Consider the following 12,708-nt stretch of genomic DNA (forward strand, 5'->3'; position numbering starts at 1 on the left):
CCTGGCAGGCCTTGCTGTCTCCGGATTCGCCAGGGCAGCGAGGTAGCCGCCGTTGCCCTGGCTCAGGAATCGGGCGACACGGCCAATGGTGGTGATGCTGACCGCCGTGCGATCGTGGATCTCCCGATAGGGCATGCCCTTGAGAATGTAGGGCACCACACGCCAGCGATCCGCCAACGCCTCCAGCTCGGAAGGCGTGCACAAGTCGCGCAGGAATGCGCGCATCGCAGGGACGGAATCAAGGGCAAGCAATGCCTTGCACAGGCTGTCCTCGGCCTTCGCAGCCGGCGTCTCCGCCTCGATCGATCGACGCTTCATAACGTATTAACGCGTTAGTACATTGGCGCGCAGTGTATCGGCACTTGTTGCGCTGCGCAAGAGCCGAGCAAAACTCTTTGGGCTGTTCGAGGGCTTGCAGGCCCCAATGGCCGCGCCTGCAAGGACGGCGACGCGGATACATCGTGGGAGGCTTCTACGACATGGCCCGTTGGAGCCCTTGCAGCTTCGACCGCGTTCTGCGGGGTATCGGTTTTGCTCGCGCCAACCCCGCATTGGCGGCCTGGTTTTCGCGCATGGAGACTCGATGCATTCTTTGCTCGCCGCAATCCATGCCGACGAAGCTTTCCCAATTCCTACTGCGCTGCTGTATTCAGGGGCTTACGCAACACTTCGAAGCGCAGGTCATCCCGGCGCGGGATGCCGAAGCGCTCGTCGCCGTAGGGAAACGGCTTGTACTCGCCCGTGCGCTGGTAGCCGCGGCGTTCGTACCAGGCAATCAGCTCGTTTCGGATGTCGATCACGGTCATGCGCATTTCCCGGCACTGCCATTCTTCCGTGGCAATCCGTTCCGCCTCGACCAGCATCCGGTTTCCTATGCCGCTGCCCTGCCCCTCGGGCCGCACCGAGAACATGCCGAAGTAGGCGATGCCGCCCTGATCCTGAAGCTCGCAGCAGGCCAGCAGCTCCGCATCACGTTCTAGCAGGACGACGCGCGCATCATCCCGTTGTATCAACTCGATGAGCAACTGCCGGTCGATGCGCTGGCCGTCGAGAAAATCGGCTTCGGTAGTCCAGCCCTTGCGACTCGCATCGCCGCGGTAGGCGGACTCGACCAGAGGAATGATCGCGTCGACATCGGCCAGGGTTGCTGCCCGAAAACTCGATTCAGTCATGAAAAACCTCAGGCAAGAAGTTTGCGTACCCGAGCCATTGCCGCGATGAATGCGTCAATCTCGTCGAAGGTATTGTAGAACGCCATCGAGGCACGCAGGGTGGCTGCCACGCCGTAGAACTGCATCAAGGGATGGGCACAATGATGCCCGGAACGCACGGCCACGCCCTCGTGGTCGAGCAAGGTTGCAAGGTCGTGCGCATGCGCGCCTTCGATCAGGAAGGAGATCACAGGCACCTTTTCCGCCGCTTCACCGATGATGCGCAGTCCGGGTACACGTCGCATCGCCTCGGTGGCATGCGCCAGAAGGTCACCTTCGTGCGCAGCCAGCTTCTCGAACCCGATCCGTTCCACATAGTCCAGTGCTGCACCGAGTCCGACGAAGCCGGCGATATTCGGCGTACCGGCCTCGAACTTGTGCGGTGGATCAGCGAAGGTGGTGCCTTCGAAACGCACTTCGCGGATCATCTCGCCGCCGCCAAAGAATGGCGGCATGGCATCGAGATGCTCGCGCCTGGCCCAGAGCATGCCGGTCCCGGTCGGGCCGAACAGCTTGTGCCCGGTCAAGGCATAGAAGTCGCAACCCAGCGCGCGTATGTCGATACGCAAATGCGGCCCAGCCTGCGAGCCGTCGACGAGCAGGGGAATTCCACGCTTTCGGCATTCGCGAGACAGCGATGCGACCGGATTGATCGTACCGAGCACATTCGAAACATGCGCGACTGCGGCCAGCTTGACCTCCGGGGTCAGCAGCTCGACGAAGCGCTCGACGATCAGCTCGCCTGCCTCATTGATCGGCGCGACCTTGAGCTTCGCGCCGCTGCGCTCGCAAACCAGCTGCCACGGCACGATATTCGCGTGGTGCTCCATCTGGGTAACGAGAATCGTGTCGCCGGGCTTCAGCCGAGGCAAGGCGTAGCTGTAGGCAACCAGATTGATCGCCTGGGTCGTCCCCGAGGTGAATACGATTTCGTTGCGTGACGGCGCATTGATGAACCGGGCGAGTTTGTCGCGGGTCGATTCATAGGCACTCGTGGCTTCCTCTCCCAGCGCATGCACGGCCCGGGCGACATTGGCATTGGTGTGGCGGAAAAAGTTGTCTACCGCGTCAATGACCGCCGACGGCTTCTGCGAGGTGTTCGCGCTGTCCAGGTAGATCAGCGGCTTGCCGTGAACCGTTCGAGCCAGCAGCGGGAAATCCGCGCGGATCCTCGGGACGTCGAGCGGGCCTTCCTCGACCCTGGTCGAAGGATTCACATTCATTCCGAATCTCCTGGCTCGAGCAGCGCTTCCGTCATTCGCGGCAGGCGCTCCCGCATCAGCGAATCCATGTGCTCGCGCAGCGCATCGTTCTCGATCGAATCAAATGCAACGCGGCAGAATGCAAGGGTCAGCATCGAGCGTGCTTCGTCTACCGACAGGCCGCGCGAGCGCAGGTAGAACAATGCAGCCTCATCCAACTGGCCAACCGTGGCTCCATGAGCGGCCTTGACCTCATCCGCGTGAATTTCGAGAACCGGCTGGGTATCGATCTCGGCCTGCTCCGAGAGCAGCAGGTTCTTGTTGCTCAGCTGCGCGTCGCTGCCGTCAGCTCCGGGCGCAACCGTGATGGCGCCATGGAACACGCCGCGAGAGCGCTGGTCGGCAACGCCGCGCCAGACGATGTCGCAAGCGGTATCACGCGCCGCATGACGCACATCAAGGCGCGTGTCGGAATGCTGGCGATTGCGCAAGGCGAACGCGCCTCGCGACACGAACTGCGCGCGGTCGCCGCGCAGACCGACAGCCAGGTCATGCCGCATCCACTGCGCGCCTGCTTCGATCGAGCGCAAGTGAAAGACCGCGTCCGCATCAAGCGTCGCTTCGGTTCTTCGCACCAGGCTGGACGACTCTGCCGCATGCTGGATCTGAAGCATGTCGAGCCGAGCGCCATCGCCGACCGAAACCTGGCTGAGCAGATTGCCCAGGTGCTGCTGCCCTGCTTCGCCGACGTGGTGCTCGACCAGCTTCAGGCTCGCCCCCTTGCCGAGCTCCACGATGCCGCGCAAATGCCAGGCCAGATCAGCTGATGCGGCAGCACCCGCGATGACCACATGCACGACGGGAGCGATGTTTTTGCCCGCAGCAACACGGATCACAGGGCCGTCAGCGGCGAGTGCCGTGTTCAGCCTTGCAAAGACCTCCGAGACATCGTCCCAGGACTGCGCCAGAAAGCGTTGCAACGACTCGGGATTGCTTTCGAGGAGATCTGAAATCGTTCCTGTTTCGAGCCCGTCGATCGCTGGTAAATTCGAAAGTTCGGCGCGGAAGGCACCATTCACGAAGACCAGACACGGACCATCGACCCCGGGCAAATCGAACAGCCTGGCGTCCAGTTCACGATCGCTGGCACCTGCGTCGCCGCGCTGGTACCTGCGCTGGTCCAGGGCGCGAAGGCTTGAATACTTCCATGCCTCGTTGCGCGGTCCGGGCATGCCCTCGCGGGCCAGTTGCTGCAAGGCGTGCGTGCGCGCCTCGTCCAGCCACGCGGCCCGACCGCCCGCGCTCACGGCGCCGTCGGCAAGCAGGGGTTCGAGAAAGCCACCGGCCATCAGGCCGCTCCGGCCAGCTTGCGCTCGGCGATCCAGGAATAGCCATGCTCCTCCAGCTTCAGGGCCAGCGACTTGTCCCCGCTTTCGACGATGTGGCCGTCGGCCAGCACATGAACGAAATCGGGAATGATGTAGTCGAGCAGGCGCTGGTAGTGGGTAATGACCACGAAGGCGCGACTCGGATCGCGCATTGCGTTGACGCCATCGGCAACCATCTTCAGCGCGTCGATGTCGAGACCGGAATCGGTCTCGTCGAGGATCGCGAGCCTGGGTTCGAGCAGGGCCATCTGGAAAATCTCGTTGCGCTTCTTTTCGCCGCCCGAGAAACCTTCGTTGACGGCGCGATGCAGCAACTCGTCCTTCAGGTGCAGCACGGCCAGCTTCTCGCGCACCAGCTTGAGGAACTGCATGGAATCGAGTTCGGGCTCGCCTCGACGCTTGCGTTGGGCATTGAGTGCGGCACGCAGGAAGTAGGTGTTGTTCACGCCCGGTATTTCCACCGGATACTGGAAGGCCAGAAACACGCCTTCGGCGGCTCGCTCTTCCGGATCAAGCGCAAGCAAGTCCTTGCCGTTGTAGCTGACCGAACCCTCGATCACTTCATAGCCTTCACGACCGGCGAGCACGTTGCCAAGCGTCGATTTGCCGGCCCCGTTCGGCCCCATGATCGCGTGCACTTCCCCCGCCTTCACTTCAAGATCGAGGCCGGTGAGGATGTTCTTGCCCGCAATGCGGACGTGCAGGTTTTCGATTTTCAGCATTTCATGTAGTCCATGTGGCGCCATGCGGCGCACCTTGTTTCAAATGAATTCAATGTGTCTGATTCGTTACTTGTCCGGGACGCACCGCGACATTTCTGCGGTAGACGACCTCTCCCCTGGCATTGAGCTCGCCGCGCTCCCAGCCCTGCTTCAGGTAAAAATTGTCAGCGCGGGTTTGCGCAGCCGTACTCAGTTCAATGACTGTGACACCTTCCGAAGTCAGCCACCGGGCAGCCAGATCAAGCAGGCGCTGGCCGATGCCGCGCCCTTCGAACTCTGGATCGACGAACAGCGCCCAGATGTCCGCTTCGCGAACGCGTCCAGTCGAGAACCCGACGATTTTTCCGTCGAGCTCGCAGACCCACGAGTTCGCGTTGCCACTCGCTTGCAGGCCATCGAGCCACATCCGCGGAGTCAGATAGCCGGGATCCGAAAGCCGGTTTTCGCGCACGGCAAAACGTACGGCGACCATTCCCGGAATATCCTGCTCGCCGGCCACCCGAAACCTGATCGACTTGTTCGCGTTCATTGCCCGTTCGCAATGCCTTCAATCGACATGGTGGCGCAGGTCATCCGCAACCGGCATCGACCGGAACGGATTGACGTTGGCGCCTCCGGTGTTGCCAACCGGCACCCAGATCCGGGATTTGGTCAGCGCCGCGGGGATGCGCAGGATTTGACCGACCACCTCGCGCAGGTCGCGCTGACGCAGTCCGAAGCGGAACATCCGCCAATGTGCGCGGGTGTGCGCCAGGGTCATGCGCTGCCCGAGCACATGTGCACGTTCCAGATGGGCAAATTCGGCTTGCGCATCACCGCGGACCTGCGCGGCGGAGGCCGCTGCCAATTCGCGTTCGAATGCTTCCCTCTGTCCGACCTTCCAGCTCATCCGACCGCTCCTTCCAGCGAGACTTCGAGCAATTTCTTGGCCTCGACCGCAAATTCCATCGGCAATTCGCGGAACACCTGCTTGCAGAAGCCATCGACAATCAGGGACACCGCATCTTCCTCGGCAATGCCTCGCGTGCGGCAATAGAACATCTGGTCATCGGATATCTTCGATGTGGTGGCTTCGTGCTCGACGATCGCACTCGGATTCCTGACTTCGATATACGGGAAGGTGTGCGCACCGCATTGTTTTCCGATCAGCAGGGAATCGCACTGCGTATAGTTGCGCGCGCCGGCAGCGCCCTTCTCGACCTTGACCAGGCCGCGATAGGAATTCTGGCCGCGCCCGGCGCTGATGCCCTTGGCGATGATCTTCGACTTCGTGTTCCTGCCGACATGAATCATCTTGGTGCCGGTGTCGGCCTGCTGGTGGTGATGCGTCAGCGCAACCGAATAGAACTCGCCGACTGAATCGTCTCCACGCAACACGCAGCTCGGGTACTTCCAGGTGATCGCAGAGCCGGTCTCGACCTGGGTCCAGGAAATCTTCGAGCGCGCGCCACGGCAATCACCGCGCTTGGTGACGAAATTGTAGATGCCGCCCTTGCCATTTTCGTCCCCCGGGTACCAGTTCTGCACGGTCGAATACTTGATGCTGGCATCATCCAGCGCAACGAGTTCGACGACCGCGGCATGCAGCTGGTTCTCGTCGCGCATGGGCGCCGTGCAACCTTCGAGATAGGACACGCTGGCACCTTCCTCGGCCACGATCAGGGTGCGTTCGAATTGCCCCGTGTTGATCGCGTTGATGCGGAAATAGGTGCTCAGTTCCATCGGGCAGCGCACGCCCTTCGGAATGAAGACGAAGCTGCCATCGGAAAACACTGCCGAGTTGAGCGCGGCGAAATAGTTGTCGCTGCTCGGCACCACGGTTCCAAGATAGGCCTGGACCAGCTCGGGATGTTCCTTCAGTGCTTCGGACATCGAGCAGAAGATCACGCCTGCCTCGGCCAACTCCTTGCGGAATGTCGTGCCGACCGAGACCGAGTCGAACACGGCGTCGACCGCGACACCGGCCAGTCGGGCCCGCTCATGCAGCGGTACGCCGAGTTTCTCGTAGGTCTCGAGCAGTTTCGGATCGACGTCGGCCAGCGATTTCGGTCCTTCCTTCGGCGCGGCGAAATAGCTGATCGCCTGGAAGTCGATCGGATCGATGCGCAATTTGGCCCACTCGGGCGAGATCATGGTCAACCAGTGACGATACGCCTTGAGACGCCATTCGGTCATCCATGCCGGCTCACCCTTGCGATGCGATATCCAGCGCACGACATCCTCGTTGAGGCCGGGAGGCAGACTGTCGGTTTCGATGTCGGTGACAAAGCCGGCCTCATAGCGACGATTCATCGCCTCGACGATGCGCTCGTTGCCGATGCTGGTGAGAGGTTCGGCGATTTGGGCGTCGGTTGTCATGAAGTCTGGAAATCCTTGGTCAGGTTGCGGCGTGGATTCGTCGAATCCGTCCAGCCGCTCGCCTTCGAGAGCTATGCAATGGCGACGTGGACGGGGATGCCCATCGAACGTCTTGGGGGTACCGCAATCATGTCGGCCAGGGTGACGCCTTCCAGGGCAACCCGGATGGCCAGGCTGATGCGCTGCCAGTTGATGCGCACACCGCAGTGCGGCTCGTGGTTGCAGGTTCCCGACTGCGCACTGCATTCGGTCATCCCGATCGGCCCCTCCATGGCGGTGACGATATCCGCCACGCTGATCGCGGCCGGCGCACGCGCCAGACGATAGCCGCCATTGACACCGCGTCTGGATTCAACCAGCTCGGCATGGGCCAGCTGCTTGAGCAACTTGCTGACCGTGGGGACCTCGAGACGCGCGCGTTCAGCCAGCTGCTGCGCACTGAGGATTTCCTCGGCATCCGCCAGCGCGAGGCAGGTCATCACGACCGTCGCGTAATCGGTGAGTTTGCTGACACGAAGCATGGCGCCTCCAACTAGGACCGAAATTGTACTATTTAGACCGGATGCTTACAAATCAAGGTCGTCTGGCTCGCCTGGGTATCTGTCGAATGGAGCGCAAATGACTCTTCTCCCGCCAGCGGGCGAAGCAACGGTTCGGACAATTTGCGGGCCGAACTGATATTGCGACCGGCCAGCGATTCGGCAATCCGCTCCCGCGGCGTGAGTCAATTACACTGTCTGCCAATTCGCTGAATAGAAATTCCCTTGAGTACCCGCACCGACCGCCCCGCCCAGTTGCGCCGTTTTGTCGAAGCCCGGCTTGGGCGTACCGACCTTGATATCGAGCGCGCCTCTGCCGACGCCAGCTTCCGCAGCTACTGGCGCGTCTCGGGCCAAACCGGCGATTCCGGCAGCCTGGCCACCTGGGTCGTCATGGATGCGCCGCCCGACAAGGAGGATCTGCTGCCCTGGCTCGAGATCGATGCGCGCCTGCGCGAAGCAGGCTTGCATGCGCCCGAAGTGTTCGCCGCCGATGCGCAGCAGGGCTTCGTGCTGATGGAGGATCTCGGCCATCGCACCTATCTGCCCGAGCTGAATGCGCGTACTGCCGACCGTCTCTACGCGGACGCACTCGATGCACTGTCGAGGATGCAGCGTGAGGTCCGCGTCGACGGATTGCCGCACTACGACCGTCGGCGCCTGATCGATGAAATGAACCTGATGCCCACCTGGTTCCTGCAGCGACACCTCGGATACAGCCCGAGCGATGAAGACGAAAAGATCATCGAAGCGGCCTTCGGTTTCCTGGTGGAATCCGCCGAAGAGCAACCGCAAGCGTTCGTCCACCGCGACTACCACAGCCGCAATCTGCTGCTCATGTCACCCGGACCGTCCGAAAGCCATGACGGGATGCTCCCGAATCCGGCCATCGTGGATTTTCAGGATGCCGTGATCGGTCCGGTTACCTACGATCTGGTGTCCCTGTTGCGCGACTGCTACATCGAGTGGGATCGCGAACACGTGGATGGCTGGGTCGAAAGCTATCGCATGCGCCTGCAGTCCAGTCACCAGATCGGGCCGGAAGTCGATGCGACCCGCTTCGCGCGCTGGTTCGACCTGATGGGTCTGCAACGCCACATCAAGGTGCTCGGCATCTTTTGCAGGCTCTGGTATCGCGATGGCAAGAACCAGTATCTTGCCGACCTGCCCCTGGTCTGGCGCTACACCGTCGAGGTCGCCGCCCGCTATCCCGAACTGGATGGATTGCGCGCACTGCTCTTGCGTGCAAAGGGTCAGCGCGATGTGCGCGATGCTGCGGAGACGACTGCGTCGTGAGCGCACGCCATGCCATGATCTTTGCCGCCGGACGCGGCGAGCGCATGCGCCCACTGACCGATACCACGCCCAAACCCTTGCTCAAGGTCGGCGGCAGGAGGCTGATCGAATGGCATCTGCAAGCGCTGGCCGAGATCGGCGTCAGCGATGTGGTCATCAATACCTCGCACCTGGCCGGGCAGTTTCCATCGGCCCTGGGCAACGGCGATCGCTGGGGCCTGAAGCTGCACTTCATCGACGAGGGGCCGATTCCACTGGAAACCGGTGGCGGCATGCCCAATGCACTGCCCGTGCTCGGCCAGGACCCGTTCCTGCTGCTGAATGGCGATGTCTGGTCGGACTTCGATCTGCGCGACCTGCCCGCAAACCCAGGCGGCGCGGCACATCTGGTCCTGGTCGCAAATCCGCAGCACAGCGAAAAAGGCGATTTCGTCCTTCAGTCCGATGGATCGGTTGTCGACGAAGGAGCGCCACGTCTGACCTATTCCGGAATCGGCATTTATCGAGCCAGCCTGTTTGACGGATGGCAGGACGTTTTTGCGGGCCAGCCGTGCACCCTGCAGTCGTCACCGCGTTTCCCACTCGCACCCCTGCTGCGCGCAGCGATGCTGAGAGGCGAGGTCAGTGGCCAGCACCATGCCGGTCACTGGACCGATGTCGGAACGCCGCAGCGCCTGCAGGATCTCGATGCCGAGTTGACAGCCGGACGTTCATGAACCGGGTTCGTCGGGCTGCCTGACATTCTCCAGCAGCTCGCGCAGGAACGGCACGGTGACCCGGCGTTTCGCAGCCAGCGCGGCAAGATCGATCTGATCCAGCAATTCGGTCAGGGCGCCAAGATCACGTGCCCGACGCGTGAACAGCCAGTCAAGCACAGCCTGATCCAGCTCGATGCCGCGCGAAGCGGCGCGTTCGCGCAAGGCCTCGCGCCGGCTGGTTTCGTCCAGCGCGCGCAGTTGCCACTGCGTGCAGGCCGACAGCCGTGAGGTCAGGTCGGGCAAGACCAGCGGCAATGCCGCCGGCGGATCGGAAGCCGCGAACAGGAGCGTGGTTCCTTCGGCGACGCAGCGGTTGTGCAGATCAAACAGTGCGTGCTCGGCTTCGGCGCTACCGGCGATGAGGTCAACGTCATCAATGGCGAGCATGTCGCTGCCGCCGAACTGTCTGATGGCCTCGGTCAAGGGGCCTGAAACGGTGGCCGGATCCAGGTATTGCGCACGGCGGCCGAGACTGCTTGCCTCGGCACAGGCAGCAATCAGCAAATGCGTCTTGCCGCTGCCGCCGGGCCCGGCCAGAAACACCTTGTCGATGCCATCCGCATGGGCCGCCCGGCGCAGAATATCGACGCCCGCCGCATTGGCACCGGCCAGGAAACTCTCGAATCGCTGGTGCGCCGGCCATGGCAGCGCCAGCGGAAGTTGCCTGTTCATGCGCTGGCGTCTGGGCCCTGCTTGTCCGGAGCCGGAACGACGCCTCCAACGACGGCCGTGCTTGTCCCGCTGCCTGTCGGGTTACCCGCTTCATCGGCAACGACGATGTCGGAAACCGCCTCTGCCTCCTGGTACATCTCGCTTTGCGTGTATCGCTCATAGGCATAGCGAAGCAGGACCATGGCCACCGCAGCCAGAGGCAAGGCCAGCAGCACACCCACGAAGCCGAACAGCTCGCCACCGGCCAGGATCGCGAACATGACCGCTACCGGATGCATGCCGATCTTGTCTCCGACCAGTTTCGGCACCAGCACATAACCCTCGAGCAGCTGTCCGATCACGAAAACTGCCAGCACCATGGCGATGTGCAAGGTGTCCAGACCCTGAACGAGCGCAGCGACCACACCCATGCCGACGCCGACGATGGGCCCCAGATAGGGCACGAAACTGATCAGGCCGGCAATCATTCCGATCAGGGGTCCGACGTTGAGGCCAACCGCCCACAAACCGATGCCGTAGAGCGTTCCCAGAATGATCATCACGCTGAGCTGGCCGCGCAGGAACCCGCCGAGGGTGTCATCCGACTCATGGGCCAGCCGTGCCACGACCGGCTCGATCGAGCGCGGCACCAGGGCGTGGATGCGTTCGACAACGATGTTCCAGTCACGCAACAGATAGAAGGCGGCAACCGGGATGATGACCAGGTTGACCACCCATCCGACAATGGCGAATCCGGATTTGGACACCTTGGCCAGAACCGATGTCGCGAAACCGCCTGCCTCCTTCCAGTGCCCCTGCAGCATGCCGATCAGGCCTTCGCTGTCCACGGACTCGAGGCTGATCCCGAAATGCGATTCGATCCACGGGGAGGCCACGTTGCGTCCCCATTCTGCCCAGCGCGGCAATTGGTCGATGAATTTGGAGACCTGACGATCGATGAAAGGAATCAGCACCAGCACGATGCCGACCATGGCCAGGGTCAGAATCAGGAAGACCAGGGTGGTTCCGAGAGCGCGCCCGACGCCCACGCCCTGCAGTTTCTGCACCAGCGGATTGAACAGATAGGCGAACAGGGCGGCGATGACGAAAGGCACCAGGGCCGGCCCCAGCAGGTACAAGATCCAGCCGACAAAAGCGACAAGAATCAGCCACTTGAGACGGATATCGAGATTTCCGCCCACGCTCGGCGGGAGGCTATTGGGAGTTGCGCTCATGCAGAGTCCTCCTGGCGCGAAGCGACCAGATCAGCACATAGTGTAGACCGCTGATCAGGGTCAGCGCTGCGCTGAGGACGAGCAGGAGCTGGCGGCCGGGCAGCTCCGGAAACCAGGCCAGGCGCAGGAGTTCCTCCAGCACGAACAGGATCTGCACCACCGTGGTCAGCTTCGACAACTGGCTCGGCTGTGCATCGAAGGGGCCGATCAGGTTGTGGTAGGCGACGGCACCACACACGATGAGCACGTCGCGGCCGATCACGAGGAAGAGAAACCAGCCCGGCAATATCCCGATCACGGTCAGGGCCAGAAAACACGCCAGCAACAGCAGTTTGTCGGCCAGTGGATCGAGCATGCCGCCGAGTCGGCTCTGCCAGCCAAAGTGCTTGGCCAGGAATCCGTCGATGGCATCGCTGAGCCCGGCGACCGCCGCCAGGATCAGGGCGAGCTTGAATTCGGAGGTCGATATCAACCAGAAAACCGGCCACACCAGAAGGATACGCAGCCCGGTGATCAGATTGGGCAGGTGGCGCAGCATGGTCGATCAGGGATTCAGGACCAGGGTGGCATCGATGCCTTCCAGCGGTGGGCTGGCGCTGTTGACCCGCAGCACACCCTCGCGGTCAACCGTATCAAGCCAACGTTGCAATCCACCACTGACGCTCACACGCACCAGCAAGCCATCACCGCGGGCCTCGACCGGCCAGGATTGGCGAACCAGCGACTGTTTGGAAAGGTAGCCCAGACCACGCGCGTAATCCTCCGCAGAATGGATTCCACCGAGCCATATGCGGTGCTCGGTCGGCGTCGTATCGATGGCGACGGCGGAACTGGCCGAACCCAGGCCCAGACCTGCCAGCATGCGATCCACCGCGTTGCTGTCGAATTCGGCGACCAGGACCAGTGCCGGAGCAGTTGCATCGGAGGAATCCGCACTAGCCGTGCCGCGCTGATAGCGATACTGCAGCACGTACTTTTCTGCTTCCGCCACCGCAGCCGCCACGTTGCCGTTTGCGAGGATGCCGGGATCGCCGCTGAGACGAATGACGACGGCGGCCAGGGCCGTTTTCAGGGCTTCGGCGCGTTCGCCCTCGGACTGGCTCGCGACAGGCGCCTCGCCCGAATAGGTCGCCGGCGCTGCATGCGCAACTGCCATGCCTGCCGACAGCAACAGGATCAGGAACAGCGCGAGCGCCTTTCCCGATCTCGCGAATAGCGCGGCTTGATGCCGAAATTTCCACGCCAGTCGGTCGGCGCGCGCCGATCCATCCAATTCAGCAACACCCATACGGAAGATTCCCGGCACGACAAGAATGACAGCAAGTCTGCCCGAAGGGTCCTTACCTAG

General features: G+C 62.3%; 14 protein-coding genes and 1 pseudogene. 2 read left to right on the plus strand and 13 right to left on the minus strand.

Features of this window, described 5'->3' with window-relative positions; translation table 11 throughout:
- The 9 genes and pseudogenes from R3F00_RS02020 to R3F00_RS02060 form a co-directional block, all read right to left on the minus strand.
- The coding region (locus R3F00_RS02020; RefSeq protein ID WP_371280035.1) for a YerC/YecD family TrpR-related protein at positions 1 to 318 on the minus strand (318 nt) is incomplete at its 3' end.
- A 314-nt stretch (positions 319 to 632) separates the two neighbouring features.
- A complete protein-coding gene (locus R3F00_RS02025; RefSeq protein WP_371280036.1) occupies positions 633 to 1,172 on the minus strand; it encodes a GNAT family N-acetyltransferase in 540 nt (179 codons plus the stop codon).
- Positions 1,173 to 1,180: 8 nt separating this feature from the next.
- Positions 1,181 to 2,434, minus strand: coding sequence for a cysteine desulfurase (locus R3F00_RS02030; RefSeq protein ID WP_371280037.1), 1,254 nt, complete (start codon positions 2,432 to 2,434; stop codon positions 1,181 to 1,183).
- Positions 2,431 to 3,762 (minus strand): Fe-S cluster assembly protein SufD, encoded by a 1,332-nt coding sequence (gene sufD / locus R3F00_RS02035; RefSeq protein WP_371280038.1) that lies wholly within the window; start codon positions 3,760 to 3,762, stop codon positions 2,431 to 2,433. Before sufD ends, R3F00_RS02030 begins: the two co-directional genes overlap by 4 nt.
- Positions 3,762 to 4,523 carry a Fe-S cluster assembly ATPase SufC gene (gene sufC / locus R3F00_RS02040; RefSeq protein ID WP_371280039.1) on the minus strand — a complete coding sequence of 254 codons (762 nt, stop codon included), beginning with the start codon at positions 4,521 to 4,523 and terminating at the stop codon, positions 3,762 to 3,764. Before sufC ends, sufD begins: the two co-directional genes overlap by 1 nt.
- Before the next feature lie 49 nt (positions 4,524 to 4,572).
- Positions 4,573 to 5,055, minus strand: a pseudogene (locus R3F00_RS02045) (N-acetyltransferase family protein); the annotation flags it as partial.
- 15 nt (positions 5,056 to 5,070) lie between these two features.
- On the minus strand, positions 5,071 to 5,412 hold the full coding sequence (locus R3F00_RS02050; protein ID WP_371280040.1) for a DUF3703 domain-containing protein: 342 nt from the start codon (positions 5,410 to 5,412) through the stop codon (positions 5,071 to 5,073).
- Entirely contained in the window at positions 5,409 to 6,881 is a 1,473-nt protein-coding gene (gene sufB / locus R3F00_RS02055; RefSeq protein ID WP_371280041.1) for a Fe-S cluster assembly protein SufB, read from the minus strand. The genes R3F00_RS02050 and sufB overlap by 4 nt, the downstream gene beginning before the upstream one ends.
- A 71-nt stretch (positions 6,882 to 6,952) precedes the next feature.
- Positions 6,953 to 7,402, minus strand: a complete 450-nt coding sequence (locus R3F00_RS02060) for an SUF system Fe-S cluster assembly regulator (protein WP_371280042.1) — start codon at positions 7,400 to 7,402, stop codon at positions 6,953 to 6,955.
- A 243-nt stretch (positions 7,403 to 7,645) separates the two neighbouring features.
- On the opposite strand from R3F00_RS02060, the gene R3F00_RS02065 reads away from it, so the two are divergent.
- Positions 7,646 to 8,716 (plus strand): aminoglycoside phosphotransferase family protein, encoded by a 1,071-nt coding sequence (locus tag R3F00_RS02065; RefSeq protein WP_371280043.1) that lies wholly within the window; start codon positions 7,646 to 7,648, stop codon positions 8,714 to 8,716.
- A 14-nt stretch (positions 8,717 to 8,730) separates the two neighbouring features.
- Positions 8,731 to 9,432: an N-acetylmuramate alpha-1-phosphate uridylyltransferase MurU gene (murU, locus tag R3F00_RS02070; protein WP_371280302.1), complete on the plus strand. Its 702-nt coding sequence runs from the start codon at positions 8,731 to 8,733 to the stop codon at positions 9,430 to 9,432.
- Here murU and hda read toward each other — a convergent pair.
- Genes hda through R3F00_RS02090 form a run of 4 tightly spaced genes read right to left on the minus strand, consistent with a single transcriptional unit; the run spans position 9,427 to position 12,648 of the window.
- Positions 9,427 to 10,146 carry a DnaA regulatory inactivator Hda gene (hda, locus tag R3F00_RS02075; protein WP_371280044.1) on the minus strand — a complete coding sequence of 240 codons (720 nt, stop codon included), beginning with the start codon at positions 10,144 to 10,146 and terminating at the stop codon, positions 9,427 to 9,429. The two genes, murU and hda, sit on opposite strands and share 6 nt — an antisense overlap.
- Positions 10,143 to 11,360, minus strand: a complete 1,218-nt coding sequence (locus tag R3F00_RS02080; protein WP_371280045.1) for an AI-2E family transporter — start codon at positions 11,358 to 11,360, stop codon at positions 10,143 to 10,145. Before R3F00_RS02080 ends, hda begins: the two co-directional genes overlap by 4 nt.
- Complete coding sequence (locus R3F00_RS02085) at positions 11,341 to 11,898, minus strand: CDP-alcohol phosphatidyltransferase family protein (protein ID WP_371280046.1); 558 nt, start codon at positions 11,896 to 11,898, stop codon at positions 11,341 to 11,343. The genes R3F00_RS02080 and R3F00_RS02085 overlap by 20 nt, the downstream gene beginning before the upstream one ends.
- Before the next feature lie 6 nt (positions 11,899 to 11,904).
- Positions 11,905 to 12,648: a DUF2066 domain-containing protein gene (locus R3F00_RS02090; RefSeq protein ID WP_371280047.1), complete on the minus strand. Its 744-nt coding sequence runs from the start codon at positions 12,646 to 12,648 to the stop codon at positions 11,905 to 11,907.
- Positions 12,649 to 12,708 lie beyond the last annotated feature (60 nt).

The organism is Dokdonella sp. (genome assembly GCF_041395345.1).
Taxonomy (GTDB): Bacteria; Pseudomonadota; Gammaproteobacteria; order Xanthomonadales; family Rhodanobacteraceae; genus Dokdonella.

Excerpts from the sequence above, each read along its gene's own strand:
- R3F00_RS02025 (WP_371280036.1), bottom strand. The coding sequence starts at position 1,172 with ATGACTGAATCGAGTTTTCGGGCAGCAACCCTGGCCGATGTCGACGCG.
- R3F00_RS02030 (WP_371280037.1), bottom strand. The coding sequence starts at position 2,434 with ATGAATGTGAATCCTTCGACCAGGGTCGAGGAAGGCCCGCTCGACGTC.
- sufD (WP_371280038.1), bottom strand. The coding sequence starts at position 3,762 with ATGGCCGGTGGCTTTCTCGAACCCCTGCTTGCCGACGGCGCCGTGAGC.
- sufC (WP_371280039.1), bottom strand. The coding sequence starts at position 4,523 with ATGCTGAAAATCGAAAACCTGCACGTCCGCATTGCGGGCAAGAACATC.
- R3F00_RS02050 (WP_371280040.1), bottom strand. The coding sequence starts at position 5,412 with ATGAGCTGGAAGGTCGGACAGAGGGAAGCATTCGAACGCGAATTGGCA.
- sufB (WP_371280041.1), bottom strand. The coding sequence starts at position 6,881 with ATGACAACCGACGCCCAAATCGCCGAACCTCTCACCAGCATCGGCAAC.
- R3F00_RS02060 (WP_371280042.1), bottom strand. The coding sequence starts at position 7,402 with ATGCTTCGTGTCAGCAAACTCACCGATTACGCGACGGTCGTGATGACC.
- murU (WP_371280302.1), top strand. The coding sequence starts at position 8,731 with ATGATCTTTGCCGCCGGACGCGGCGAGCGCATGCGCCCACTGACCGAT.
- hda (WP_371280044.1), bottom strand. The coding sequence starts at position 10,146 with ATGAACAGGCAACTTCCGCTGGCGCTGCCATGGCCGGCGCACCAGCGA.
- R3F00_RS02080 (WP_371280045.1), bottom strand. The coding sequence starts at position 11,360 with ATGAGCGCAACTCCCAATAGCCTCCCGCCGAGCGTGGGCGGAAATCTC.
- R3F00_RS02085 (WP_371280046.1), bottom strand. The coding sequence starts at position 11,898 with ATGCTGCGCCACCTGCCCAATCTGATCACCGGGCTGCGTATCCTTCTG.
- R3F00_RS02090 (WP_371280047.1), bottom strand. The coding sequence starts at position 12,648 with ATGGGTGTTGCTGAATTGGATGGATCGGCGCGCGCCGACCGACTGGCG.